This is a genomic window from uncultured Streptococcus sp. (assembly GCF_963511325.1).
In the GTDB taxonomy this organism is placed as follows: domain Bacteria; phylum Bacillota; class Bacilli; order Lactobacillales; family Streptococcaceae; genus Streptococcus.
Genome location: NZ_CAUPII010000001.1, coordinates 67,020 through 92,604 on the forward strand (window position 1 = coordinate 67,020; position 25,585 = coordinate 92,604).

Below are 25,585 nucleotides of genomic sequence, written 5' to 3' on the forward strand. Positions count from 1 at the left end.
ATGGGAGTATCGCAAAAAAGACTCATCGTATCAAGAATTGAGTAAAAACTAGGAGGAAAAAATGTCAACAGAACATATGGAAGAACTAAATGACCAGCAGATCGTTCGCCGTGAAAAAATGGCTGCGCTCCGCGAACAAGGAATCGATCCATTCGGTAAACGATTTGAACGCACTGCTAACTCACAAGAATTAAAAGATAAATATGCTGACCTTGATAAAGAACAATTACACGAATTAAACGAGACTGCTACTATCGCTGGACGTTTAGTAACAAAACGCGGTAAGGGTAAAGTTGGATTTGCCCACCTTCAAGACCGCGAAGGTCAAATTCAAATCTACGTTCGTAAAGATGCTGTCGGTGAAGAAAACTACGAAATCTTTAAAAAGGCTGACTTGGGAGACTTCCTTGGTGTCGAAGGGGAAGTGATGCGTACAGATATGGGAGAGCTCTCTATCAAAGCTACTCACATCACACACTTGTCTAAGGCTCTTCGTCCACTTCCAGAGAAATTCCACGGTTTGACAGACGTTGAAACAATCTACCGTAAACGTTATCTTGATTTGATTTCTAACCGCGAAAGCTTCGAACGTTTTGTTACTCGTTCAAAAATCATCTCTGAAATCCGTCGTTACCTTGATCAAAAAGGTTTCCTTGAAGTTGAAACACCTGTTCTTCACAATGAGGCTGGTGGAGCATCTGCGCGTCCATTTATCACTCACCACAATGCTCAAAATATTGATATGGTGCTTCGTATCGCGACTGAGCTTCACTTAAAACGTCTTATCGTCGGTGGTATGGAACGTGTTTATGAGATTGGCCGTATCTTCCGTAACGAAGGAATGGATGCTACACACAACCCTGAGTTCACTTCTATCGAAGTTTACCAAGCTTATGCAGACTTCCAAGACATTATGGACTTAACTGAAGGCATTATCCAACACGCTGCTAAATCAGTTAAAGGTGATGGTCCAGTCAACTATCAAGGAACTGAGATCAAGATCAATGAACCATTTAAACGTGTACACATGGTTGATGCAATCAAGGAAATTACAGGTGTTGATTTCTGGAAAGATATGACTTTAGAAGAAGCTAAGGCAATCGCAGCTGAAAAGAAAGTTCCAGTTGAAAAACACTATACTGAAGTTGGTCATATCATCAATGCTTTCTTTGAAGAATTTGTTGAAGAGACTTTGATTCAACCTACCTTTGTCTATGGTCATCCAGTAGCTGTATCTCCACTTGCTAAGAAGAACCCTGAAGATGATCGCTTTACTGATCGTTTCGAGCTCTTCATCATGACTAAAGAATACGGAAATGCCTTTACTGAGTTGAACGACCCAATCGACCAGCTTAGCCGTTTTGAAGCTCAAGCCAAAGCCAAAGAACTTGGTGACGATGAAGCTACAGGTATTGACTACGACTACATCGAAGCCCTTGAATACGGTATGCCTCCAACAGGTGGTTTGGGAATCGGTATTGACCGTCTCTGCATGCTCCTCACTGATACTACTACTATCCGTGATGTATTGCTCTTCCCAACTATGAAATAAAATACAAATCTCCTAGTTACATTCTAGGAGATTTTTTAGTATTCAAATAAAAGACAAACTCGATTTTGAGCTTGTCTTTTTGTTGTTCAATTAGAATAATCCAAGAACAGTTCCATCACTTTCAACATCCATGTTGAGAGCGGCAGGACGTTTTGGAAGTCCAGGCATGGTCATGACATCACCAGTAAGGGCAACGATAAAGCCTGCACCAAGTTTTGGTACCAATTCACGAATAGTAATTTCAAAGTTTTCAGGTGCTCCAAGTGCATTTGGATTATCTGAGAAACTGTACTGTGTCTTAGCCATACAGATTGGCAATTTATCCCAACCATTTTGAACGATTTGTGCAATTTGGGTTTTAGCTTTCTTCTCAAAGTTTACTTTGCTACCACGATAGATTTCAGTGACAATCTTTTCAATCTTTTCTTGAACAGAAAGGTCGTTGTCATACAAACGTGTATAATTTGCTGGATTTTCGTCAATTGTTTTGACGAGAGTTTCAGCCAAAGCCACTCCTCCTTCAGCTCCATCAGCCCATACGCTCGCTAATTCGACTGGTACATCGATTGAAGCACAAAGTTCTTTCAAGGCTGCGATTTCAGCTTCTGTATCAGATACAAATTCATTGATAGCAACAACTGCTGTAATACCAAACTTACGGATATTCTCAACGTGGCGTTTCAAGTTTGCAAATCCAGCACGTACTGCTTCCACATTTTCCTCTGTCAGAGCATCTTTAGCAACTCCACCATTCATTTTAAGGGCACGAAGAGTCGCTACAATGACTACTGCACTTGGAGCTGTTGGCAAGTTTGGAGTCTTGATATCCAGGAACTTCTCTGCACCAAGGTCTGCACCAAAGCCAGCTTCTGTCACTGTGTAATCTGCTAAACGTAAAGCAGTTTTTGTTGCTAATACAGAGTTGCAACCATGAGCGATATTGGCAAATGGGCCACCGTGTACGAATGCAGGTGTACCATATATTGTTTGAACCAAGTTGGGTTTAATAGCATCTTTCAAAATCAATGCCAAGGCACCCTCAACCTGTAAATCACCAACTGAAACTGGTGTGCGATCATAACGGTAGCCGATGACGATATTAGCCAAACGACGTTTCAAATCTTCAATATCAGTTGCCAAACAAAGGATAGCCATGATCTCTGAAGCAACTGTGATATCAAATCCATCTTCGCGAGGAATACCATTAAGAGGACCACCGAGTCCAACAGTTACATGACGAAGAGCACGGTCGTTTAAGTCAACAACACGTTTCCAAAGAATACGACGTTGGTCAATTCCTAGCTCATTTCCTTGGTGCAAGTGATTGTCAATCAAGGCAGAAAGAGCATTGTTGGCAGTTGTGATAGCATGCATATCACCAGTAAAGTGAAGGTTTATATCTTCCATTGGTAGTACTTGAGCATAACCACCACCAGCTGCACCTCCTTTAATCCCCATTACAGGACCAAGAGAAGGTTCGCGAATAGCAATCATGGTTTTCTTACCAATCTTATTTAAAGCATCAGCAAGTCCGATGGTAATGGTTGACTTTCCTTCACCTGCTGGCGTTGGGTTAATAGCTGTCACCAAAATCAACTTACCAACTGGATTTGCCTCAACCTCACGAATTTTATCAAAGCTAAGTTTAGCCTTGTACTTTCCATACAACTCCAAATCATCGTATGAAATACCGAGTTTCTCAACAACATCAACAATCGGTTTTAACTCAATACTCTGTGCAATTTCAATATCTGTTTTCATAACAAACTCCTCTACCTCAAATGTGTTAATTCATTATAACACAAAACAAGATTTTTAACAGACATAAAGCTTGATAACGTTCGTAAATATACCGCTCTTAAAGGATTTATCGGCTACTATTTAAATTTTTATATGCCTTTATAGGTTTTAACTATATTTGAAAGCTTTCTACTAACTCAGAAAGTAACTATCAATTTCGGATAAATCATGTAGAATTTCGTCATCAGAAACTCCTATATACTCAGCTAATTCAATTGAATACTCAAAACGAAGACGTGTATTGATAGATAGATCAAAAGAGTAATCCTGTAATCGTCCTAGTTTATGATATTTATCCATAATATCATTAAAAATAATCTTGTATTTATCATCTAAGTTTTTGATATGGTTATCTAAGTTTTCCCTGTAATTTTGAATTAATTCCTGTTCCCTATCACTTAAAATCCCTTTGCCTATTTCCCAAATTATTGAAGTAGCAATTGAACCTACTACTGCTCCTAAGACAGGGACAGGAATAAGTGTTTGCCCAACACATGAACCAATTGTCGCTAATGTTGTATCCAATGTATTGATAGTTATAAAATTTATAAATTCATCCTCAGTAATCTCATTTGTTCTAAGTTTAGTAATAATATCTACCATACCGTAACTTGCTGTTACAAACGCACTTGCATTAGGAGCACTCATTTTAAAAACATTAGTGAGACCATAAATCACGTAACCTGATATACAACCTTTTACCGCACCTTCCACTGTTTCTAATCCACAGTCTAACCAATCTGATTGTTCAAATTCAAAAATTGTTTTTCCTTCTTTGTATTTCCCATACACAGCTGACATTAATGCTAAACCACCTTGTAAAAGAAAAGTATTTTTTGCAATCTTGTTAGCTTCTCTTAAATTTGGTAAAGAATTTTTTTTGGCAAGAATTTTCTTCTTAGCTAATTCTCTCCGCTTTACTTTGACCTTTTTATCAATTTTTATTTTCTCTAAGTCTAATACTTTATTAATTGAATTTCTTTTAGCATCATCATAATTTAGAACAGATGATTTCATCCAAGATTTATATGAAGTAAGTCCCTTGCTTTCGGTAATATCATTAATCATTTGTCGTATATCAGTAATTTGTTTAATAGATAATCTTTTACCATTAAATTCAACTTCTTTGGCGCCAGCCATAATTTTTTCGTATACTAACACGTGATCTTTTGGAAACATCATTTTCATTTTTTTACTGTAATGAAATGATTGAGCTAGTTCATCACGTAAATTATTATAAAACTTCATTTGAATGGTATTTCTACCAATTAATAAATCGGCTGGTCCATTATCATTCAATACTTTTACAATAGGATTTAATCCTTCAAAAGCTCTTCTCGCATTCACAATTCCTGCTTCTGCAAATTCAGCAATAAAACCGTGACCGCCGTATTCACCTCCACGATTCTTTAGAATAACGTCTTCAATGTTATCTCTAGCATAGTTTAAGATTTTAGAGGCATTGTCCTTGTTTAAAATGACATGTCGAGCTTCATCCTCAATCATTTTCATAGTAATTTGTAAGTCTTGAATTCTCAAGTTGTTTAAACAATTGACATAAGCACCTATCCCTTGATAAAATGCTCTATTAACAGCCTGATTCATCATTTATTTTAATTTCCTTATTAATCATCGAAGTAAGTGAGAGGGTTGAATTTACTAAACTACCTGCTTGATACTTTTCATCATCTGTAAATAAGTTATAATCTTTTCCAATTAAAGAAAGATTAGCTAAGTAGATCCCCTCAGTTTGCTTTTCAATTAAATTAATTAATTCAGTAATTTCTATTATTGATTTTTCAGTTTGTCTAATCAATAACTCAATTTTCTTTTGTTCATCAAGCGCTTCTTTAGCTACTTCTTCATTTTTTCTATTAGCAAAAACACCTGCTCCTACAGACGCTGTTAACATCAAACCAGCAATCCCCCAGCCTACAGGCCCCACCATGGCTAGAAAGGCATTGCCAGCAGCCATACCTCCTCCGCCCGCTGCTAGGCTTCCTCTACCTAACCAAGCTAATGCCGCACTATTTCTTGCTGCACCTGTCAAACTAGAAATTGCTGTTCCTGTTGATGCGACACCAAAAGTAGTTGCAACTCCCATAGCTGCAGTAGGACCTAAAGTTGCGACTGTCACACCTAAAGCACTTAAAGAAGCTGTAGCTGCCGTACTACCGCTGGCTAATTCTGCTTCTTTGATTGCCTGAGTAATAGCTAACTGCTTATCTTCGAAATTCTGTATTTCAACAATTATTTCTTCTAACTTTGTTTCAAATTCTTTCGGTTTATTTGCTAATTTACTAATTCTTTCTTCAATGATTTTGACAACTTTGATCGCCTTGTCTCTACTTTTATAAAGCTCAGTCGATTTATTCGTTAGATCTGTAGCTTTTTCATTATATATTTGAATAGATTCATGGTAATTCGCAACAGCTTCGGACCTTAGTTTACCATTAAAAAGATCTATTGAATCAATTTGTGTTTTTGCTTCCGTTGCAACTTTACCAGCTTGATTAAGCGTGCCAGATGCAACCTCTGTTACTTGTTGAACAGTATCATTCGCTACTGTAGCAGCTTGACCTGAAACGTCTGAAACAACATTTCCTATCTTATTTGATACATCTCCTATTACTTTTACAGAATCTGATAATAAATCTCCTGTAACTTTCCCAGCGCTATCTAAAGCTTTTCCAGCTTCATTAAGTACGCTACTGGTTGTCTTACTAGCATCATCAATTACTTTACTAGCTTCTTTAACCATATTATCTGCAAACTTAAAAAAGTCCATAACGGCTTCCCCTTTTCATATATAACTAAAATAATTATCTTATATCTTAAATTAATTGTCAATAATAATATAGTTATAAAGTTTAGTTATATTTTATCGCTTTCATTTTACTTACTGCTCATTTTTTTGTACAATAGTTCTATGAAAATTTTAGTTACATCTGGTGGTACAAGCGAAGCCATTGATAGAGTTCGCTCCATTACCAACCACTCTACTGGTAGACTTGGTAAAGTTATAACTGAGACTTTACTGAAGGCTGGGCATCAGGTTTGTCTGATTACTACGCAACAAGCACTAAAACCAGCACCACACTCAAATTTATCCATCATTGAAATCAAAAACACTTCCGATTTACTTCGAAAGATGAAACGGATTGTTCCTGATTATCAAGTTTTGATTCATTCCATGGCAGTCTCTGACTATAGTCCTGTTTACATGACTGGTCTTGACCAAGTCCAAGCAAGCCAAGATTTAAGTGAGTTTTTGCATAAGAAAAATATGGAAACAAAGATCTCCTCTAAGGCTGAGGTGCAAGTCCTATTTCTCAAGAAAAATCCAAAAATTATTGCTCTTGTCAAAGAATGGAACCCCAATATTCATCTCATCGGCTTTAAACTGCTTGTCGATGTTACCAAGGAGCATCTGATTCAAATCGCTAGAGAAAGTCTTGAAAAGAATCAAGCTGACTTGATTGTCGCTAATGACCTCACTCAGATTAATGAAAATCAGCACCTGGCTTATCTAGTAGAAGAAAAAGATTATCAGCTTTCTACTAGCAAGCAAGAAATTGCTGACTTGTTAACCAAGAGAATTCAAGAACTTGATCGTTAGAAAGGAAAATTATGGCTCGTATTACACTCGCTGTTACAGGCTCTATCGCTTCTTACAAGGCTGCTGATTTGGTTAGTAACTTGAAGAAACAGGGGCATTCTGTAACTGTACTTATGACCCAGGCTGCGACTGCCTTTATCCAACCTTTAACCCTTCAAGTCCTATCTCAAAATACGGTACATCTAGATGTTATGCAGGAACCTTATCCTGACAAAGTCAATCATATCGAACTTGGCAAAGAAACAGATTTGTTTATCCTTGCCCCTGCTACTGCTAATACGATTGCAAAACTAGCACACGGTTTCGCAGATAATATGGTAACCTCTACTGCTCTTGCCTTGCCCCACTATGTTCCAAAACTAGTGGCGCCTGCTATGAATACCAAAATGTATGACCATCCAGCAACTCAAACAAACTTAAAAACTTTAGAAACTTATGGTTATACAATTATTGCTCCAAAAGAGTCCCTACTGGCCTGTGGCGATGTAGGACGTGGTGCTCTTGCTGATCTTGATACTATTTTACAACAGATAAAGGAAAAACTTCATGAACAAACGCTCTAATATTGCTCCTATTGCTATCTTTTTTGCCAGCATGATTGTCATTCATTTGCTGAGCTCTATTGTCTTTAATGTCTTGCCATTTCCAATTAAACCAACCATTGTCCATATCCCAGTCATCATTGCTAGTATCATCTACGGACCACGGATTGGGGCTATCTTAGGTTTCTTGATGGGAATGATTAGCTTGACTGTCAATACGATCACTATTCTCCCAACTAGCTACCTCTTCTCTCCATTTGTACCAAACGGTAACATCTACTCCCTAGTTATTGCGATTGTACCACGCATCCTTATTGGTTTAACTCCATACTTTGTCTACAAACTCCTCAAAAACAAGGCAGGGCTTATCTTCGCGGGAGCACTTGGTTCCCTCACAAATACTGTATTTGTACTAGGCGGAATCTTCTTCCTCTTTGGAAATGTTTTTGATGGAAATATCCAAAAACTATTAGCTACTGTTATCTCAACAAATTCTATCGCAGAACTCATAATCTCAGCAATACTTACCCTAGTTATTGTTCCGAGACTTGAAAAAATCAAAAAATAAGAGGTCGGGAAAATCCCGGCCTCGATTTTTATTTGCCCTAAGTAACTGACTTTGTATTTAATTAAGATTACAGACTTCTAAAAGTCCCTTTGACGAGACTATCTAAAAGCATGATTGTAAAGATTCACGGATATGAGAAAAAGGTTCAATCTTGATAAAATCTTTACTTTCCCACAGCCTTTTATCTGCTTATTATTGGGCAAGACGTGCTTCTTCTAAAATCTTTTCAATCTTTGTTGTCAGCAAATCAATAGCTACTGTATTGGTCACTCCTTCTGGAATAACGATATCTGCATAACGCTTTGTTGGCTCGATAAATTGATGATACATGGGTTTCACCACACCAAGGTATTGGTCAATAACGCTATCCAGGCTACGACCACGCTCTTCCATATCACGTTTAATACGGCGAATGATACGGACATCATCATCTGTATCTACGAAAATCTTGATATCCATCAAATCACGAAGTCGTTTGTCCTCCAAAACCAAGATTCCTTCTACGATAAAGACATCCTGAGGTTCTTGACGATAAGTTTTAGAACTTCTGGTATGGGCAGCATAATCATAGGTAGGAATATCAACTGGACGACCTGCCAACAACTCTTTGATTTGCTCAATCATCAAATCAGTATCAAAAGCAAAAGGATGGTCATAGTTGGTCTTAATACGCTCTTCAAAGGTTAGATGAGATTGATCTTTATAGTAGGAATCATGCTCAATCATAGAGATTTTTTCATTTGGAAAATGTGACAAGATTGCTTTAGATACGCTTGTCTTTCCTCCTCCAGATCCCCCTGTTACTCCGATAATGATTGGTCTATTTTGCATTGTATCCTCCTTGTATTTTCCCTTGTCTATTTTACCATATTTTTGATAAATTTTACAGATGGAGTTTTCTAGAAAATAGAAAAAAAAATCCTCATAGCTAGAAGCTACAAGGATTTGTAATTGATTAATCGAAGTTAACGTATTCTTTAGAAAGTTCAAGAACTTCTTCCATTGTTGAACATTCAGTAAGAGCACGGTTAGCGTATTCTTGCATTTTAGCAGTGTCGAGTTTCTTCATCAAGCTACGTGTACGAAGTACAGATGTTGCTGACATAGAGAACTCATCCAAGCCCATTCCGACAAGAAGTGGAACAGCTGTTTGGTCACCAGCCATTTCACCACACATACCAGCCCATTTACCTTCAGCGTGAGCTGCTTTGATAACGTTGTTGATCAAACGAAGGATTGATGGGTTGTATGGTTGGTAAAGGTATGAAACTTGTTCGTTCATACGGTCTGCCGCCATTGTGTATTGGATCAAGTCGTTTGTACCAATTGAGAAGAAGTCAACTTCTTTTGCAAATTGGTCTGCAAGCATAGCTGCTGCAGGAATTTCGATCATGATACCAACTTGGATGTCATCCGCAACTGCAACACCTTCAGCAAGAAGGTTAGCTTTTTCTTCATCGAAGACTGCTTTAGCTGCACGGAATTCTTTCAAAAGCGCAACCATTGGGAACATGATACGCAATTGACCGTGTACAGAAGCACGAAGAAGAGCACGGATTTGAGTGCGGAACATTGCGTCTCCAGTTTCAGAGATAGAGATACGAAGAGCACGGAATCCAAGGAATGGGTTCATTTCATGAGGCATATCGAAGTAAGGAAGTTCCTTGTCACCACCGATATCCATTGTACGGACAACAACTGGTTTACCGTTCATTCCTTCAAGGACAGCCTTGTATGCTTCGTACTGCTCATCTTCAGTTGGGAAGTCTTGAGAATCCATGTACAAGAACTCTGTACGGTAAAGACCTACAGCTTCTGCACCGTTGTCATTAACACCTTCAACGTCTTTTGGAGTACCAATGTTTGCTGCCAATTCGAAGTGTTTACCATCAGCAGTAACAGTTTGAGCATCCTTCAAAAGTGCCCATTCAGCTTTTTGTTGAGCGTAAGCTTCACCAGCTGCTTTAAATTCAGCCGCTTGTTCTTCAGTCGGGTTGATAATCACTTCACCTGTAATACCGTTAACAGCAAGTAGGTCACCATCTTTGACAATTTCAGTGATATTGTTTGTACCCAAAACAGCAGCGATTTCAAGTGTACGAGCCATGATAGCTGAGTGACTTGTACGACCACCAATGTTTGTTACAAAAGCTTTTACAAAGTTTTTGTCTAATTGAGCTGTATCAGATGGAGTCAAGTCGTGAGCAATCACGATCACTTCTTCATTGATAGAAGCTGGGTTTGGCAATTTTTTACCAAGGAGGTTAGCCAATACACGTTTTGTTACGTCGCGGATATCTGCTGCACGTTCTTGCATGTATGGGTTGTCTTCCATGCCTTCAAAGATTGTGATAAACATGTCTGTAACTTCTTTCAGACCCGCTTCTGCATTCACTTTCTTAGCACGGATAGTTTCTTTGATTTGACCAATCAATTCAGGGTCAGCAAGAACCATCAAGTGGGCGTCAAATACTTGTGCCGCTTCTTCACCAAGCGTACCTACAGCCTTCTCGCGGATAAGAGAAAGCTCGTTTTGAGAAGCTTCAAGAGCAACATCCAAACGAGCCTCTTCTGCATTTGTATCTTCGACTGTAACAGTCTCGAATGATAAATCCGGTTGAACGAGTAGATATGCTTTTGCAACTGCAACACCGTCAGATGCTGCGATTCCTTTAAGCATTTCTGTCATTTCCTTATGCCAATCCTTCTTTTTCCATTGTTTCTGAGATTGCAGCGATAGCGTCATCAGCGTCTGCACCTTCAGCAGTGATTGTAACGTCAGCACCTTGACCAACACCAAGGCTCATTACACCCATGATAGATTTAAGGTTAACTGATTTACCTTTGTACTCAAGAGTGATATCTGAAGCAAATTTGCTAGCTGTTTGTACCAACAATGTTGCTGGACGTGCGTGAATACCTGTTTCTGCCACTACGTGGAAATCTTTAGAAGCCATAGTTTGACTCTCCTTTAATAGTTTTCTTGTTGAGTTACATATCTGATAACCCTTACAATTTAGTATTATATCACCTTCATTGATATTTTTCAAGTATTTTATGGACTTTCTTCAATTTCCTTTCAGATAACTTGCTGAAAATCTTCTATTAAATTTAGCAAAACACAGTATGTAGTTTTTGTCGAGACACCTATAATGAAATCATTGCTTTTTCTGTAATTATTTTTCAATACTACACTATATATTGTGTTTGTTAGTAAAATCAGTAAAATAAGTACACAAGATTTAGTTTTAGAAAGTTGACAAAGTTTTTTTTTCTGATATACTAAGAAAGTAATAATTTTTTAAAGAGGAGTTACAGAAATGGTAACCGTATATTCTAAAAACAACTGTGTCCAATGTAAAATGACGAAACGTTTTTTAGACAGTAATAATGTTGAATATAAAGAAATCAATCTTGATGAACAGCCTGAATACATTGATCAAGTAAAAGAGCTTGGCTTTAGTGCCGCTCCTATCATTCAGACACCAACAGAGGTTTTCTCTGGTTTCCAACCAGGTAAACTCAAACAACTTGCTTAAGAATCAAGACAAAAGCTTCTATGTCTATCTTAGAAGCCTTTCTTTTGTAATTAGATAAAGGATTTTTTATGGGATTAAAACAACTTGAAGATGTGACTTACTTCCGTCTTAATAACGAAATTAACCGTCCTGTGAATGGACAAATCATGCTTCACAAAGACAAGGAAGCTCTTGAAGCCTTCTTTAAAGAAAATGTTGTACCAAATACAATGGTTTTCAACTCAATTACGGATAAAATCAACTTCCTCATTGAGCATAACTACATTGAGACAGCATTTATCAAGAAATACTGTCCAGAATTTTTGGAAGAACTGCATCAATTTATCAAGGATCAAAACTTCCAATTTAAGTCTTTCATGGCTGCCTATAAATTCTATAATCAGTATGCTTTGAAAACTAATGATGGGGAATACTATCTTGAAAGCATGGAAGACCGCGTCTTCTTTAACGCCCTTTACTTTGCTGATGGTGATGAAGCGATTGCTATTGATATCGCCAATGAAATCATCCACCAACGTTATCAACCTGCTACTCCTTCTTTCTTGAATGCAGGCCGTGCGCGTCGTGGTGAGTTGGTATCTTGCTTCTTGATCCAGGTAACCGATGATATGAACTCTATCGGACGTTCTATCAACTCAGCTCTTCAACTTTCACGTATCGGTGGTGGCGTGGGAATTTCCCTCAGCAACCTTCGTGAAGCTGGAGCTCCTATTAAAGGATACGAGGGTGCCGCTTCTGGTGTCGTACCTGTTATGAAGCTTTTTGAAGATAGCTTCTCTTACTCAAACCAATTGGGTCAACGTCAAGGTGCCGGTGTTGTTTACCTCAATGTCTTTCACCCAGATATTATCGCCTTCCTTTCAACTAAGAAAGAAAACGCAGATGAAAAAGTTCGTGTTAAGACCCTTTCACTTGGTGTTGTGGTACCAGATAAATTCTACGAATTAGCACGTAAGAATGAGGAAATGTACCTATTCAGCCCTTACTCTGTAGAGCTTGAATACGGTGTGCCATTCAACTACATCGACATCACTGAAAAATACGATGAACTAGTTGCAAATCCAAACATCCGTAAAACAAAAATCAAGGCGCGTGATTTGGAAACTGAAATCTCTAAATTGCAACAAGAATCTGGTTATCCTTATGTAGTCAACATTGATACTGCTAACCGTGCAAATCCTGTTGATGGAAAGATCATCATGAGTAACTTGTGTTCTGAGATTCTTCAAGTCCAAGAACCAAGTCTTATCAACGATGCTCAAGAATTCCTTAAAATGGGGACTGATGTCTCATGTAACCTTGGTTCAACAAACGTGGTCAACATGATGACTTCACCTGACTTTGGTCGTTCTATCCGTGCTATGGTTCGTGCTTTAACTTTCGTTACAGATAGTTCACACATCGTAGCTGTTCCTACCATCGACCATGGAAATAGCCAAGCTCACACCTTCGGACTTGGAGCTATGGGACTTCACAGCTACCTTGCCCAACAACTGATTGAATATGGATCACCTGAGTCTGTTGAATTTACAAGCATTTACTTTATGCTTATGAACTACTGGACCTTGGTTGAGTCAAACAATATCGCACGTGAACGTGGTGTTACCTTCCACAACTTTGAGAAATCAGACTATGCTAACGGAAGCTACTTTGATAAGTATTTGACTGGAGAATTTCTTCCGAAATCAGACCGTGTTAAAGAACTCTTCAAAGATATCTTTATCCCTACTGCTGCTGATTGGGCTGAACTTCGTGATAAAGTTAAAGCAGATGGTCTTTACCACCAAAACCGCCTTGCTGTAGCGCCGAATGGTTCTATCAGCTATATCAACGATGTATCTGCTTCTATCCACCCGATCACGCAACGTATCGAAGAACGCCAAGAGAAGAAAATTGGTAAGATCTACTACCCTGCTGCAGGATTGTCAACAGAAACCATTCCTTACTACACTTCTGCTTACGACATGGATATGCGTAAAGTCATTGATGTTTATGCAGCTGCAACTGAACACGTAGACCAAGGACTTTCACTCACACTCTTCATGCGCAGTGATATCCCAACAGGTCTTTACGAATGGAAATCAGAAAATAAACAAACAACACGTGACTTGTCTATCCTTCGTAACTATGCCTTCAACAAAGGTATCAAGTCTATCTACTACGTCCGTACCTTTACAGATGATGGTGGAGAAGTCGGTGCTAACCAATGTGAGAGCTGTGTGATTTAATTCAACTCTCAAAAAAATTACATTTACTTAATCCATTTAACGTATTTTGCTGATAAAATCATGTAAGAACATAAAAGTCGGGCCTCCGACTTTTTGTTCGATTATAGAATAGAATTATGATAAAATAAGAATGATTATGTTATCGTATTACTACACACAGAAAGAGATTTCAAATGAAAACTTACTACAAAGCTATTAACTGGAATGCCATCGAAGATGTCATCGACAAATCAACCTGGGAAAAGCTGACTGAGCAATTCTGGCTCGATACGCGTATTCCCTTGTCAAATGACCTAGATGACTGGAGAAAGCTTTCTAACAAGGAAAAAGACCTTGTTGGTAAAGTTTTTGGAGGTTTGACCCTTTTGGATACCATGCAATCAGAAACTGGTGTTCAAGCCCTTCGTGCTGATATTCGTACGCCTCACGAGGAAGCTGTTTTTAACAATATCCAATTTATGGAATCTGTTCATGCTAAGTCTTACTCTTCTATCTTCTCAACCTTAAATACCAAGTCTGAAATTGAAGAAATTTTTGAATGGACTAATACCAATCCATATCTTCAGAAAAAAGCTGAAATTATTAATGAAATCTACCTAAACGGAACGCCACTTGAAAAGAAAGTAGCTAGTGTTTTTCTTGAAACCTTCCTCTTCTACTCTGGTTTCTTCACTCCTCTCTACTATCTTGGAAACAACAAGTTGGCCAACGTAGCTGAGATCATCAAGTTGATTATTCGTGACGAGTCTGTACACGGAACCTACATCGGCTACAAATTCCAACTTGGTTTCAATGAATTGCCAGAAGATGAACAAGAAAAACTCAAAGAATGGATGTACGACCTTCTCTATACTCTTTATGAGAATGAAGAAGGCTACACAGAGAGCCTCTATGACGAAGTCGGATGGACCGAAGAGGTTAAAACCTTCCTTCGCTACAATGCAAATAAGGCTCTTATGAATTTGGGGCAAGATCCTCTCTTCCCTGACTCAGCGGACGATGTCAACCCAATCGTTATGAACGGGATTTCAACTGGTACATCAAACCACGACTTCTTCTCTCAAGTTGGTAATGGCTATCTACTTGGTGAAGTTGAAGCTATGCAGGATGATGACTATAACTATGGACTAAATTAATACCTAACCTAAAAAAACATCTAAGTTTAATTACAAACCAGATGTTTTTTTTTGTTTATTTTTGTTTTCTTTAAGTTGCTTAGCTGTTTAAAATATGATAAAATAATATTAGATTTGGGGGTGGTTCAATGCTGAAGCAAGAAAAATTAGATACTATTTTAGAAATTGTTAATACAAAAGGAACTATCACTGTTAAAGAGATTATGAATCGCCTTGATATTTCCGATATGACAGCTAGACGATATTTACAAGAGTTAGCGGATAAGGATTTACTGGTTCGAGTTCATGGAGGAGCTGAAAAACTTCGAACAGGTTCCTTATTAAATAATGAGCGTTCTAACGTTGAAAAACAAGGGCTACAAACAGCAGAAAAACAAGAAATTGCTCGCTTTGCAGGTCACTTAGTTGAAGAAAGAGAAACTATTTTCATTGGTCCAGGTACCACATTAGAATTCTTTGCGCGTGAGCTTCCTATCGATAACATTCGTGTTGTTACCAATAGTTTGCCTGTATTTCTTATTCTAAACGAGCGTAAGCTAACTGATCTCATTCTAATCGGTGGTAATTATCGTTCAATTACAGGAGCTTTTGTCGGTACTCTCACTCTTCAAGATATCGCTAGTTTGCAATTTTCAAAAGCCTTCGTTAGTTGTAATGGTATCAAGGATCAAGCTATCGCTACTTTTAGTGAAGACGAAGGTGAAGCGCAGAAATTAGCACTTGAAAACGCCAACAAAAAATATCTCCTAGCTGACCATAGCAAATTTGATAAATTTGATTTCTTCACATTTTACAATATCTCAGATATCGACACCATTATAACGGATTCAAAATTAAGTGACCAAACACTCCAATCACTGTCTAAACAAACTAAAATTATCAAGTCAAAACCTTAAACTCTACAACTAGTCATAGAATTTAGTAGCTACTACTAATTCCATGGCTAGTTTTTTATTTTATATTAAGCGTGCAATCTAAAATATTTCAATTATTTTTCAAATCTATGATTTCTGTATTTTTAATTTAATAGATTCCTCGAATCTGTCTTTTTATATTCCATTTCACGAAGTCATCCTTTTTAGTTTATTATAACAGTTACTTGTATTTTCTATCATTTCCTCTACTTTTTTGATATAATAAATTTAGAATGATTCTTCAAAGGAGGCATCTATGCGTTTTAATCAATTCAGTTACTATCCTGTAAGCCAACAAGAAGCTTTACAGGAATTATCCAGCCTTGGATTCAAGCTTGACCAATCAAATTCTGATAAAGAACTGTTTGAAGCTTTTGTTAGAACTTGCTTTTTCAATTACAAAAATACAGATTATCCCCTCTCAACTTTAGCTGTAGATAAAGAAACTGATCTGCTCACTTTCTTCAATTCTGATCGTGAATTAACTGCAGAGATTTTCTATACTGTTGCCTTTCAGTTGCTTGGTTTCAGCTACTTAACGGACTTTGAAGATGGTCTTGTTTTTCACAAAGAAACGGCATTCCCTATTGTATACGGAGATTTGATTGACAATCTCTATCAACTCCTTAACACGCGCACTAAAAAGGGAAATACCTTGATCGATCAATTGGTTAGCGATGGTCTTATCCCTGAGGACAATGATTACCACCACTTCAATGGCAAGAGCTTGGCAACCTTCTCTGCAAACAATGCTATTCGGAAAGTTGTTTATGTGGAAAGTCGTATTAATTCTGATAATGATGGACTGCCAGATCTTATCAAGGTAAACATTATTCGTCCATCTTACCACGGCAAAATTCCAGCTGTTATGACGGCAAGTCCTTACCATCAAGGAACCAATGATAAAGCAAGTGATAAAGCTCTTTACAAAATGGAAGCTGAGCTAGAAGTCAAGGAAGCACATGAAATTTCTCTAGAAAAACCAACATTAGACTTGGTTGAACCTGTTGGAGAAGCTGAACTCGTTCCAGAAGCTGAAGAAAAACTCACTCATATCAATAGCAGCTACACACTTAACGACTACTTCCTTCCAAGAGGATTTGCAAATATCTACGTATCTGGTCTTGGAACCAAGGATTCTCAAGGTCAAATGACCAACGGAGATTACCGCCAAGTTGAAGCCTATAAAAATGTTATTGATTGGCTCAATGGTCGTTGTCGTGCCTTCACAGACCACAGTCGTAAACGTCAGGTCAAGGCTGACTGGTCAAATGGAAAAGTTGCCACTACTGGTCTTTCTTATCTAGGAACAATGTCTAATGGTCTTGCAACTACAGGAGTTGATGGTTTAGAAGTCATTATTGCTGAAGCCGGTATTTCTTCTTGGTACAACTATTATCGAGAAAATGGTCTGGTAACAAGCCCTGGTGGCTATCCAGGGGAGGACTTCGATTCATTAGATGAATTAACTTATTCTCGTAATCTCTTAGCTGGTGACTATATTCGTGGAAACGAAGCTCATAAAGAGTCTATAGAAGAACTGAAGAAAAATCTAGACCGTAAAACTGGAGATTATAACCAATTTTGGCATGACAGAAACTACCTACTTAATGCCCACAAGGTCAAAGCTGAGGTTGTTTTTACACACGGTTCACAAGACTGGAATGTAAAACCACTTCATGTCTATCAAATGTTCAATGCTCTTCCAAGCAATATTAAGAAACATCTCTTTTATCATAACGGTGCCCATGTTTATATGAACAACTGGCAATCTATCGATTTCCGTGAATCCATGAATGCTCTTTTGACACAGAAATTATTGGGGCATGAAACTGATTACCGACTTCCAAGAATCGTTTGGCAAGACAATACAGCTCCTCAAACATGGATGACTTTTGAAGATTTTGGAAATCAAACTGACCACAAAACTTTCACATTAGGTACTGAAGAAGCTGTCATTCAAAACCACTATGAAGACTCTGACTTTGAACGTTTTGGAAAAAACTATCAAACCTTTAATAATGAATTGTATCAAGGGAAAGTCAATCAGGTAACTATTGATCTGCCAGTGACAGAGGACCTTCATCTCAATGGGCGTGTTAAACTAAACCTCCGTCTCAAATCAAGCACCAATAAAGGCTTACTATCTGCCCAACTTCTCGAACTTGGTCAAAAGAAATACCTACAACCGTATCCAGGAGTCTTGTCTGCTCGTACGATTGATAATGGTCGTTACCATATGCTGGAAAATCTTTGCGAGCTACCATTTAGCCCAAATGCTCAACGTGTTATCACCAAAGGCTATCTCAATCTTCAAAATCGTTATGATTTATTGAAAATTGAAGAAGTTAAGCCTGATGAATGGATGGAATTCCAATTTGAACTCCAACCAACTATTTACAAACTAAAAGAAAGCGATACAGTACGTCTCGTTCTTTACACAACAGACTTTGAGATTACTGTACGTGACAATACAGACTATCACTTGACTGTCGACCTTGCACAGTCTAGTCTTGAGATACCTTTTCAAAGGGAGGTAACTGTAGATGAACAAAGCCGAGCAAAGACACCAGCTCATCCGAGCCCTAATCACTAAACAAAAAATTCATACCCAAACTGAATTACAAGAACTACTGATTGAAAACGGAGTACAGGTCACACAAGCAACACTTTCACGAGATATCAATCTGATGAATCTTTCTAAGATTCGTGAAGGTGAACACTCCTATTATTCAATCAACACTGACTCTACATCCAAGTGGGAAAAACGCCTAGAAGTGTATATGGAGGAAGCCCTCTACATGATGCATCCTGTTCAACACCAGGTTGTCATCAAAACCTATCCAGGTTTGGCGCAATCCTTTGGATCCATCTTAGATGCTCTAAACTTCCCTGAAATTGTGGCTACTATCTGTGGCAATGATGTCTGTTTGGTTATCTGCGAGGATAAAGAACAAGCTCAATCTTGCTTTGAACGTCTCAAACAATTTGCACCACCTCTATTCTTTGATCGCTAATCATAACCACCCGTCTAACGGGTGGTTTGCACCAGGGCTATAAGCCCAAATTACCAGCCAGCGCCTAAAGACGCTGGCTTTCACGTTGTTCAAGCCTCATTGCTCTTGACTCGTCACTTGCCTCTTAAAGAGGCGTGAGTATTACTTGCCACTATCCCTAAAGGGATCCTCATATTCTTTTACACTTAATTTATCTAGTGCTATATCATGCTTTTCCTGATCTTGTATGTATTTCCTTATCGTGGCTTCATTAAGCCCTACTGTACTCACATAATAACCTTCTGCCCAGAAATGCCGATTCCCAAACTTGTACTTGAGGTTGGCGTGTTTGTCAAACATCATGAGTGCACTTTTACCTTTTAAATAACCCATGAAACTCGAAACACTTATCCTTGGTGGAATACTTACTAACATATGTACATGGTCTGGCATTAAGTGACCCTCGATAATTTCAACTCCCTTATAACTACACAAGCGATGAAATATTTCACCTAAACTACTCCGATATTGATTATAGATGACTTTTCGTCTATACTTAGGGGTGAACACAATGTGATACTTACAGTGCCACTTTGTGTGTGATAAACTATGAGACTTTTGTACCATGGTTTTCTCCTTTCGCTTTACAATTGGCTTGAACACCTTTATTGTATCGCGTTTGGAGTTTTTTTGGTATAACCTTCGACGCGCACCCGCATAGCGGGTGGTTTATTTGTCTCGCACCTCACGGAGCGAGACGGACTAATAGTCACATAATAAAATCCCGTGATGGCTATCATCACGGGTTAATTTTATGATTTGTTATTTCCAGCTTGCTTTTTAGTTCTTGCTAGTCTCAAAGCACGATTTGGATTGAGGCGATTAAACAGTTCTTCTAACTTTTTCTCATTCCAGACGTCTGCTGCAGAAACAAAATTTCCATCAGCATCACGGAAAGATATCGGTTTATCTCCCATAGCTATCTCCTAGTCTACAAACTCAAACTCAAACTTACCGATACGAACCAAATCTCCATCCTTGGCGCCACGAGCACGGAGAGCTTCATCAACTCCCATACCACGCAACTGACGAGCAAACTTCATGACAGACTCATCACGATCAAAGTTAGTCATGTTAAAGAGTTTGATGAGTTTTTCACCTGAAAGTACCCAAGTTGCATCGTCATCACGACTAATTTCAAATGGTTTTTCTTCTTCGTCAAAGCCATAATAAACTTCTTCTTCCATTTCTGACTCGTCATAAAGAAGGAATTCTGGAGTCTTATCAAGGAGCTCTGCTGTTGCATCTAGTAAAGGTGCTAAACCTTGTTTAGTCAAACCTGATATTGGGAAGATTGCTGGTAATTCCTCGAACTCATCAAAGTTAGTTGCCAATTTTTTCTTGAATTCTTCAAGGTTTTCCTGACTTTCTGGCATATCCATCTTATTAGCAACAATGATTTGGGGACGCTCCATTAGACGAAGGTTGTAAGATTCCAACTCTTTGTTAATAGCTAGATAATCTTCGTAAGGATCGCGACCTTCACTGGCTGACATATCGATGATGTGAAGGATAACGCGAGTACGCTCAATATGGCGAAGGAATTGAGTTCCCAAGCCCACACCTTGACTTGCTCCTTCAATCAAACCAGGAAGGTCTGCCACTGCAAAGGACTCACCTGATTGGGTACGGACCATACCAAGATTTGGAACGATTGTTGTAAAGTGATAGGCACCAATTTTAGGTTTTGCAGAGGTAATTACGCTGAGCAGAGTTGATTTTCCAACTGAAGGGAATCCAACCAAACCAACATCCGCAAGAATTTTAAGTTCTAACTGTAATTCGCGCTCCTGACCAGGTTCTCCATTCTCAGAGATCTCTGGAGCAGGATTTTTTGGTGTCGCAAAACGGATGTTCCCACGACCACCACGACCTCCATGAGCCACGATGAACTCTTGGCCGTTCTCTATCAAATCAGTGAGAACTTTCCCAGTCTCCGCATCACGTACAGTTGTACCTTGAGGCACTCGAACAATCAAGTCTTCTGCCCCTCTACCATGCATTCCTTTGGTCATCCCTTTTTCACCCGATTGGGCTTTGAAATGACGATTGTAACGGAAGTCCATCAGGGTACGTAAACCTTCATCTACAACAAAGACAACGTTACCTCCACGGCCTCCATCGCCACCCCATGGACCGCCATTAGGGACGTATTTTTCACGGCGAAAGGCAACCATCCCATCGCCACCATTTCCAGCCTTGACCTTAATCTTGGCTGTATCTAAAAACATACTCATATTCTTTTCTCACTTTAAAAAGGGCTGGGAAATCCCAGTCACCAACTATTACTACTTGCTAGAAAATCTAGCATTTTAAAATCTGCTAAATACACCAATGGCTGTAGCAAAGATACCTGCTAAGGTTACAAACAACATAATCAAAACGACGAATAGTGTCAATTTCTCAAAAAATGTTTTTTTACGTTTTCCATTATCACCAAATGCCATTATTCTCTCCTTTTCTATAATTCCCTATTTTTAATATTCTTCCGAAACTGGAGCAATTGCCCATAAAATTAAGTAAGCAATAAGTCCACTACCATAACAAAAAGCTAGAACTCCCCAGATTACACGTACAATTGTAGGATCAATATCAAAATAATTAGCTAGACCAGCGCATACTCCACCGATTTTTTGATCTCGACTACTTCTCATAAATTTCTTTTTCATTTCTTCATTTCCTTTCTTTGATGATCCTAGTCATTCCAATAATCTCTCAAATCATTCAACTGTTTCTTAGATGCCTTTAACATTCGTTTAGAACTTTTGACTGGAACTGAAACTGCCTGTTGTGGTATATAAAATACTGTCTTTAAAATACGTTTCGTAACAGGTTCATCTGCAGTCAATTCTTTTTCAAAATTGTTTGAGATGATAGCATCCAAATAAAACTCATGGACTCTCTTAGCAAAATTCTCAGCTGAAATTTCATACAATTTTTCAGCCAAAAGTTTCTCATCCATCTTTGGAGTTGCAATTAAAGCTTCTAAAATAGCCCCTGCTAGATCTCTCTCTTCATAATAAAGCGTTCCAAACATTTTATGATTGATGAGGTTATCAAGATAGGGATTTCCATGAGCTATAATTGGTGTCTTGCTAGCCAAACTTTCTAGATAGGTTAACCCCTGAGTCTCACTTGTAGAAGCTGAAATGAAGAAGTCAGCAGCCTTATAGTAAAGTGCTGTCTCACTCGGAGCGATCATACCTGTAAAGATAACAGAATCCTGAATTTGCAAATCTCCTGCTTGCTCCTTGAGGTTTTCCAGATAAGGCCCATCACCAGCAACGACTAATTTCACCTTTTGTTCTTCTTTTAGAACCTCTGCAAATGCTGCCAGAACGGCTTGAATGTTCTTCTCGTAAGAAACACGTGAAAGACTAAGAAGCATCTTTTCATCTTCCTTAATACCTAGTTTAACCCGTAAGTCTGCGATATGTTCTGGTCCAATCTCTGGTCGTTCAAACTTGGCTAGCTCAATCCCTGTAGGAATAACACGCTTTTCAACTTTTACCTTATAATCTGATAAAAGGTCTCGCACAATTTCACTCGGACAAATCACACCATCAACATCATGAAGGAAGCCTCTCACAAGATACCTGACCATACCAGGACGAATCAACATCCCCTTAGCGATATAGTGGACATAATCCTCGTACTGGGTATGATAGGTATGAATGACTGGAATCTTCAACTCACGCGCTATCCAAATCCCTAATAAACCAAGAGAAAACTCAGTCTGCGTATGAATAATATCCAGCTTGTATTGTTTTGCTATCTCAAGAGCTTTCGTAAATCCACGATAGGCGAAACGACGATCTTTAAAGGCAAAGAAAGGAACACTAGGGATGCGAATAATCTGCCAGTCTTCATAACGATTAACATCCTTGTCTGTTGTTGTAAAGATAAAGACGGCATGTCCTTGCTTTTCAAGTTCTGTTTTTAAGGTTCGAATACTGGTCGCAACACCCGAGACCTGCGGGAAATAAGTATCTGTAAATAATCCAATTCGCATATACTACCTCATTTTTTTCCTAAATCTGCTTGCTCCCGATAGAATTTTAGCCAGATCTCAAGAAGATGCTCTTCTGAATATTCTCTTGAAATGGCCTTAGCCTTTTCTTTTAATTCTTTTAGTGCTTCTGGATGCTCTCGATATTCCAAGATAGCCGCTTTCATCTCTTCTACATCACTTGTTGGTCTGTAATTTCCTTCAAGAATGACCTTGTAAAGATCTAGATCACGAAGCATAATGGGTGCTTCACAACTCGCAGCTTCTAAAATAGTCATTGGAAAGAGCTCGTTATAACTTGGAAGCAAGAAAAGATCAGCCAAGGCATAGAGTTCTCTCATCCGTTCTGGATCAACAATCCCTGGGAAAATTAGATTTTCAGGAGGGTTATCCATAATCTTTTTATAGCGCTCATAACCATCGGTTATTCCCCCAAAAGAGAAGCCACCAGCCCAAATAAAAGTGATATCAGGTAATTCCTCAGCTAGAGTGATAAAGTCATCTATTCCTTTGCGCTTCTGAACCTGACCTGCACCAACGACTACAAACTGATTCTCATCAATCCCCATATCTTTACGAAGTTGTTCGACTTGCTCTATAGGAAGTGGATGCCATTTTTCTTTGTTGACAAAATTAGGAATATAGGTCACTTTTTCACGTGGAATTCCAGCAGCAACCAAATCCTCAATGAAGGTAGGATTAACCACAACCAGATGCTCCATACGCTCATAAAAAGAAAATACATAGCGTTTGACAATCCCCTTTAAGAAGAATGGAATCTTCAAACTACCTTCCAAGGTATCAGGTAAGAAGTGAACATAGCCAATCTTACGACCAGAACGTTTCTTCTGAAAAGTCGATAAATAATAGGGGAAATCAATGGTATGAAAATGAGTAACGTCCGCTTCGATTGGAAGATTTTCTGTTACGATCAGTTGGTCTTTCGCATCTCGTTTTAAAAGCTGTACCAGTTCACGGTAAGCCCCAGACACACCTTGGCCAGCTACCTTTTCACTTGAACTTAGCATATTGATGCGTAATTTCTCTTTTTCCATAGTAACCATTATACCATTTTCTTCAAATAAAATCAGCAAATAAAAAGAGAGATAGCATAAAAGCTGGGAATTCCTGGCGTCTACACTATTTCTCTTTTCATAATATACTTACTTGATACCTAAAGCAATACGAGCATAACGGCTCATTTTCTCAACTGTCCAAGCTGGATACCAAACTAATTTGACTTCAACATTTGTAACTTCTGGAACATCTGTCATAGCATCATAGATTTGGTCAGTTAAAAGATCTGCCAAGGGACAACCCATGGTTGTCAAGGTCATGTCAATTTCAGTCTCACCTGTATCACCATCAAAACGAATCTCGTAGATCAAGCCAAGATTGACAATATCAATCCCTAATTCTGGGTCAATCACTTCTTCTAAGGCTGTCAAAATACGTGTTTTGATATTTTCGATTTGTTCTTCTGTGTAAGCCATCTTCACTCTCCCTCAACTTAATCTTCAATAAAATCGCGAAGTGGTTTGCTTCGACTTGGCTGGCGAAGTTTTCTCAAAGCTTTTGCTTCAATTTGACGGATACGTTCACGAGTCACGTTAAAGACTTTACCAACATCCTCCAAGGTACGCATTTTCCCATCATCAAGACCAAAGCGGAGACGCAAGACATTCTCTTCACGGTCTGTCAATGTGTCTAACACTTCATCCAACTGCTCACGCAAAACGATACGAGTTGTATAGTCCACTGGATTTTCAATCACTTCATCCTCGATAAAATCACCAAGATGGCTATCGTCCTCTTCACCGATAGGTGTTTCAAGAGAAACAGGTTCTTGGGCAATCTTGAGGATTTCACGAACCTTATCAGGTGTCATATCCATGCGTTCAGCAATTTGTTCAGGAGTTGGATCTTGTCCCAACTCTTGAAGAAGATTACGTTGTTCACGAACAAGCTTGTTAATAGTTTCCACCATGTGAACTGGGATACGGATGGTACGAGCTTGGTCAGCAATGGCACGAGTAATGGCCTGACGAATCCACCAAGTCGCATAAGTTGAGAATTTGAATCCTTTAGAGTAGTCAAATTTATCAACGGCCTTCATCAAGCCCATGTTTCCTTCTTGGATCAAGTCAAGGAACTGCATTCCACGGCCAACATAACGTTTAGCGATAGATACAACCAAACGAAGGTTAGCTTCTGCAAGGCGTTGTTTAGCTTCGATATCACCCGCTTCAACAGCAAGGGCCAACTCTTTTTCCTCTTCATTTGTAAGCAGAGGAACAACCCCGATTTCTTTCAAATACATACGGACTGGGTCATTGACCTTAGCTGAGGTTGAACCGATCAAATCTTCATCAGTCAACTCTGGTTCTTCCTCAGTGCTCAAAACACGCGCACTTGGATTTCCTTCGTTGTCCGTAATTGAGATACCAGCATCTTGAATGCGTTGCAAAAGATTCTCAATACCTTCCACATCTAAAGTAAAGGGGATTACGAGGGCGTTATTGATTTCGTCATCTGTAGCCGTACCAGTTTTTTTATGATTGCGAATAAATTCCGCTACTTGGACGTCAAAGGTTGTTACTTCTTTTTGTTTTGTTGCCATTC

The 25,585-nt window shown here is 38.7% G+C and carries 25 protein-coding genes; 10 read left to right on the forward strand and 15 right to left on the reverse strand.

What is annotated here, in order from left to right; genetic code table 11:
* Positions 1-61 precede the first annotated feature (61 nt).
* Complete coding sequence (gene lysS, locus RQ973_RS00310) at positions 62-1,552, forward strand: lysine--tRNA ligase (protein ID WP_075230861.1); 1,491 nt, start codon at positions 62-64, stop codon at positions 1,550-1,552.
* A 90-nt stretch (positions 1,553-1,642) separates the two neighbouring features.
* On the opposite strand, the gene RQ973_RS00315 is transcribed toward lysS, so the two are convergent.
* The 3 genes from RQ973_RS00315 to RQ973_RS00325 all read right to left on the reverse strand — a co-directional run bounded on the left by RQ973_RS00315 (position 1,643) and on the right by RQ973_RS00325 (position 6,140).
* The gene (locus tag RQ973_RS00315) at positions 1,643-3,313 is read right to left on the reverse strand and encodes a formate--tetrahydrofolate ligase (RefSeq protein WP_311522320.1); all 1,671 of its coding nucleotides are present in this window, start codon (positions 3,311-3,313) and stop codon (positions 1,643-1,645) included.
* Positions 3,314-3,484: 171 nt separating this feature from the next.
* Positions 3,485-4,960 (reverse strand): hypothetical protein, encoded by a 1,476-nt coding sequence (locus RQ973_RS00320; RefSeq protein WP_311522321.1) that lies wholly within the window; start codon positions 4,958-4,960, stop codon positions 3,485-3,487.
* A complete protein-coding gene (locus RQ973_RS00325; RefSeq protein WP_311522322.1) occupies positions 4,941-6,140 on the reverse strand; it encodes a hypothetical protein in 1,200 nt (399 codons plus the stop codon). Before RQ973_RS00325 ends, RQ973_RS00320 begins: the two co-directional genes overlap by 20 nt.
* 141 nt (positions 6,141-6,281) lie before the next feature.
* Between RQ973_RS00325 and RQ973_RS00330 the strand changes: the two genes are divergently transcribed.
* The 3 genes from RQ973_RS00330 to RQ973_RS00340 are packed head-to-tail and all read left to right on the forward strand — an operon-like array spanning position 6,282 to position 8,081.
* Entirely contained in the window at positions 6,282-6,971 is a 690-nt protein-coding gene (locus tag RQ973_RS00330) for a phosphopantothenate--cysteine ligase (protein ID WP_075231313.1), read from the forward strand.
* A gap of 11 nt (positions 6,972-6,982) precedes the next feature.
* Positions 6,983-7,534 carry a phosphopantothenoylcysteine decarboxylase gene (gene coaC, locus RQ973_RS00335; RefSeq protein ID WP_311522323.1) on the forward strand — a complete coding sequence of 184 codons (552 nt, stop codon included), beginning with the start codon at positions 6,983-6,985 and terminating at the stop codon, positions 7,532-7,534.
* Complete coding sequence (locus tag RQ973_RS00340) at positions 7,518-8,081, forward strand: ECF transporter S component (protein WP_001042711.1); 564 nt, start codon at positions 7,518-7,520, stop codon at positions 8,079-8,081. The genes coaC and RQ973_RS00340 overlap by 17 nt, the downstream gene beginning before the upstream one ends.
* A 192-nt stretch (positions 8,082-8,273) precedes the next feature.
* Here RQ973_RS00340 and udk read toward each other — a convergent pair whose 3' ends face one another.
* The 3 genes from udk to RQ973_RS00355 form a co-directional block, all read right to left on the reverse strand.
* Positions 8,274-8,912: a uridine kinase gene (udk, locus tag RQ973_RS00345; protein WP_007555045.1), complete on the reverse strand. Its 639-nt coding sequence runs from the start codon at positions 8,910-8,912 to the stop codon at positions 8,274-8,276.
* A gap of 124 nt (positions 8,913-9,036) precedes the next feature.
* Entirely contained in the window at positions 9,037-10,770 is a 1,734-nt protein-coding gene (ptsP, locus tag RQ973_RS00350) for a phosphoenolpyruvate--protein phosphotransferase (RefSeq protein ID WP_025171271.1), read from the reverse strand.
* 4 nt (positions 10,771-10,774) lie between these two features.
* Positions 10,775-11,038, reverse strand: a complete 264-nt coding sequence (locus tag RQ973_RS00355; RefSeq protein WP_000146952.1) for a phosphocarrier protein HPr — start codon at positions 11,036-11,038, stop codon at positions 10,775-10,777.
* Positions 11,039-11,401: 363 nt separating this feature from the next.
* On the opposite strand from RQ973_RS00355, the gene nrdH reads away from it, so the two are divergent.
* The 6 genes from nrdH (at position 11,402) to RQ973_RS00385 (ending at position 18,915) form a co-directional block, all read left to right on the forward strand.
* Complete coding sequence (nrdH, locus tag RQ973_RS00360) at positions 11,402-11,620, forward strand: glutaredoxin-like protein NrdH (protein ID WP_000259242.1); 219 nt, start codon at positions 11,402-11,404, stop codon at positions 11,618-11,620.
* A 68-nt stretch (positions 11,621-11,688) separates the two neighbouring features.
* Positions 11,689-13,848 (forward strand): class 1b ribonucleoside-diphosphate reductase subunit alpha, encoded by a 2,160-nt coding sequence (gene nrdE / locus RQ973_RS00365; protein WP_311522326.1) that lies wholly within the window; start codon positions 11,689-11,691, stop codon positions 13,846-13,848.
* 173 nt (positions 13,849-14,021) lie between these two features.
* Positions 14,022-14,984: a class 1b ribonucleoside-diphosphate reductase subunit beta gene (gene nrdF, locus RQ973_RS00370; protein ID WP_049526102.1), complete on the forward strand. Its 963-nt coding sequence runs from the start codon at positions 14,022-14,024 to the stop codon at positions 14,982-14,984.
* Between the two features lie 128 nt (positions 14,985-15,112).
* Positions 15,113-15,880, forward strand: a complete 768-nt coding sequence (locus RQ973_RS00375) for a DeoR/GlpR family DNA-binding transcription regulator (protein WP_311522327.1) — start codon at positions 15,113-15,115, stop codon at positions 15,878-15,880.
* A 274-nt stretch (positions 15,881-16,154) separates the two neighbouring features.
* Entirely contained in the window at positions 16,155-18,494 is a 2,340-nt protein-coding gene (locus RQ973_RS00380; RefSeq protein ID WP_311522329.1) for a Xaa-Pro dipeptidyl-peptidase, read from the forward strand.
* Positions 18,445-18,915 carry an arginine repressor gene (locus tag RQ973_RS00385; protein ID WP_311522330.1) on the forward strand — a complete coding sequence of 157 codons (471 nt, stop codon included), beginning with the start codon at positions 18,445-18,447 and terminating at the stop codon, positions 18,913-18,915. The genes RQ973_RS00380 and RQ973_RS00385 overlap by 50 nt, the downstream gene beginning before the upstream one ends.
* Positions 18,916-19,056: 141 nt before the next feature.
* Here RQ973_RS00385 and tnpA read toward each other — a convergent pair whose 3' ends face one another.
* The 9 genes from tnpA to rpoD all read right to left on the reverse strand — a co-directional run bounded on the left by tnpA (position 19,057) and on the right by rpoD (position 25,583).
* Positions 19,057-19,521 carry an IS200/IS605 family transposase gene (gene tnpA / locus RQ973_RS00390; protein WP_311522332.1) on the reverse strand — a complete coding sequence of 155 codons (465 nt, stop codon included), beginning with the start codon at positions 19,519-19,521 and terminating at the stop codon, positions 19,057-19,059.
* Positions 19,522-19,706: 185 nt separating this feature from the next.
* Entirely contained in the window at positions 19,707-19,871 is a 165-nt protein-coding gene (locus RQ973_RS00395) for a hypothetical protein (RefSeq protein ID WP_311522333.1), read from the reverse strand.
* Positions 19,872-19,880: 9 nt separating this feature from the next.
* On the reverse strand, positions 19,881-21,191 hold the full coding sequence (gene obgE, locus RQ973_RS00400) for a GTPase ObgE (RefSeq protein WP_153224708.1): 1,311 nt from the start codon (positions 21,189-21,191) through the stop codon (positions 19,881-19,883).
* Between the two features lie 75 nt (positions 21,192-21,266).
* The gene (locus RQ973_RS00405) at positions 21,267-21,401 is read right to left on the reverse strand and encodes a DUF4044 domain-containing protein (protein WP_049548929.1); all 135 of its coding nucleotides are present in this window, start codon (positions 21,399-21,401) and stop codon (positions 21,267-21,269) included.
* Between the two features lie 30 nt (positions 21,402-21,431).
* Positions 21,432-21,623 (reverse strand): PspC domain-containing protein, encoded by a 192-nt coding sequence (locus RQ973_RS00410; protein WP_075229473.1) that lies wholly within the window; start codon positions 21,621-21,623, stop codon positions 21,432-21,434.
* Between the two features lie 26 nt (positions 21,624-21,649).
* Positions 21,650-22,966: a glycosyltransferase family 4 protein gene (locus RQ973_RS00415; protein ID WP_153224709.1), complete on the reverse strand. Its 1,317-nt coding sequence runs from the start codon at positions 22,964-22,966 to the stop codon at positions 21,650-21,652.
* A gap of 8 nt (positions 22,967-22,974) precedes the next feature.
* A complete protein-coding gene (locus RQ973_RS00420; RefSeq protein WP_311522336.1) occupies positions 22,975-24,027 on the reverse strand; it encodes a glycosyltransferase family 4 protein in 1,053 nt (350 codons plus the stop codon).
* A gap of 99 nt (positions 24,028-24,126) precedes the next feature.
* Positions 24,127-24,456 carry a metal-sulfur cluster assembly factor gene (locus RQ973_RS00425; protein ID WP_000331926.1) on the reverse strand — a complete coding sequence of 110 codons (330 nt, stop codon included), beginning with the start codon at positions 24,454-24,456 and terminating at the stop codon, positions 24,127-24,129.
* A 17-nt stretch (positions 24,457-24,473) separates the two neighbouring features.
* On the reverse strand, positions 24,474-25,583 hold the full coding sequence (gene rpoD, locus RQ973_RS00430) for an RNA polymerase sigma factor RpoD (protein WP_000201894.1): 1,110 nt from the start codon (positions 25,581-25,583) through the stop codon (positions 24,474-24,476).
* Between the last annotated feature and the right edge of the window lie 2 nt (positions 25,584-25,585).

Excerpts from the sequence above, each read along its gene's own strand:
- RQ973_RS00425 (WP_000331926.1), bottom strand. The coding sequence starts at position 24,456 with ATGGCTTACACAGAAGAACAAATCGAAAATATCAAAACACGTATTTTG.
- udk (WP_007555045.1), bottom strand. The coding sequence starts at position 8,912 with ATGCAAAATAGACCAATCATTATCGGAGTAACAGGGGGATCTGGAGGA.
- rpoD (WP_000201894.1), bottom strand. The coding sequence starts at position 25,583 with ATGGCAACAAAACAAAAAGAAGTAACAACCTTTGACGTCCAAGTAGCG.
- ptsP (WP_025171271.1), bottom strand. The coding sequence starts at position 10,770 with ATGACAGAAATGCTTAAAGGAATCGCAGCATCTGACGGTGTTGCAGTT.
- RQ973_RS00380 (WP_311522329.1), top strand. The coding sequence starts at position 16,155 with ATGCGTTTTAATCAATTCAGTTACTATCCTGTAAGCCAACAAGAAGCT.
- lysS (WP_075230861.1), top strand. The coding sequence starts at position 62 with ATGTCAACAGAACATATGGAAGAACTAAATGACCAGCAGATCGTTCGC.
- RQ973_RS00340 (WP_001042711.1), top strand. The coding sequence starts at position 7,518 with ATGAACAAACGCTCTAATATTGCTCCTATTGCTATCTTTTTTGCCAGC.
- RQ973_RS00355 (WP_000146952.1), bottom strand. The coding sequence starts at position 11,038 with ATGGCTTCTAAAGATTTCCACGTAGTGGCAGAAACAGGTATTCACGCA.
- RQ973_RS00375 (WP_311522327.1), top strand. The coding sequence starts at position 15,113 with ATGCTGAAGCAAGAAAAATTAGATACTATTTTAGAAATTGTTAATACA.
- RQ973_RS00410 (WP_075229473.1), bottom strand. The coding sequence starts at position 21,623 with ATGAAAAAGAAATTTATGAGAAGTAGTCGAGATCAAAAAATCGGTGGA.
- RQ973_RS00320 (WP_311522321.1), bottom strand. The coding sequence starts at position 4,960 with ATGATGAATCAGGCTGTTAATAGAGCATTTTATCAAGGGATAGGTGCT.
- RQ973_RS00405 (WP_049548929.1), bottom strand. The coding sequence starts at position 21,401 with ATGGCATTTGGTGATAATGGAAAACGTAAAAAAACATTTTTTGAGAAA.
- RQ973_RS00330 (WP_075231313.1), top strand. The coding sequence starts at position 6,282 with ATGAAAATTTTAGTTACATCTGGTGGTACAAGCGAAGCCATTGATAGA.
- RQ973_RS00415 (WP_153224709.1), bottom strand. The coding sequence starts at position 22,966 with ATGCGAATTGGATTATTTACAGATACTTATTTCCCGCAGGTCTCGGGT.
- RQ973_RS00420 (WP_311522336.1), bottom strand. The coding sequence starts at position 24,027 with ATGGTTACTATGGAAAAAGAGAAATTACGCATCAATATGCTAAGTTCA.
- obgE (WP_153224708.1), bottom strand. The coding sequence starts at position 21,191 with ATGAGTATGTTTTTAGATACAGCCAAGATTAAGGTCAAGGCTGGAAAT.
- nrdF (WP_049526102.1), top strand. The coding sequence starts at position 14,022 with ATGAAAACTTACTACAAAGCTATTAACTGGAATGCCATCGAAGATGTC.
- RQ973_RS00325 (WP_311522322.1), bottom strand. The coding sequence starts at position 6,140 with ATGGACTTTTTTAAGTTTGCAGATAATATGGTTAAAGAAGCTAGTAAA.
- RQ973_RS00395 (WP_311522333.1), bottom strand. The coding sequence starts at position 19,871 with ATGGGAGATAAACCGATATCTTTCCGTGATGCTGATGGAAATTTTGTT.
- RQ973_RS00315 (WP_311522320.1), bottom strand. The coding sequence starts at position 3,313 with ATGAAAACAGATATTGAAATTGCACAGAGTATTGAGTTAAAACCGATT.
- coaC (WP_311522323.1), top strand. The coding sequence starts at position 6,983 with ATGGCTCGTATTACACTCGCTGTTACAGGCTCTATCGCTTCTTACAAG.
- nrdH (WP_000259242.1), top strand. The coding sequence starts at position 11,402 with ATGGTAACCGTATATTCTAAAAACAACTGTGTCCAATGTAAAATGACG.
- nrdE (WP_311522326.1), top strand. The coding sequence starts at position 11,689 with ATGGGATTAAAACAACTTGAAGATGTGACTTACTTCCGTCTTAATAAC.
- tnpA (WP_311522332.1), bottom strand. The coding sequence starts at position 19,521 with ATGGTACAAAAGTCTCATAGTTTATCACACACAAAGTGGCACTGTAAG.
- RQ973_RS00385 (WP_311522330.1), top strand. The coding sequence starts at position 18,445 with ATGAACAAAGCCGAGCAAAGACACCAGCTCATCCGAGCCCTAATCACT.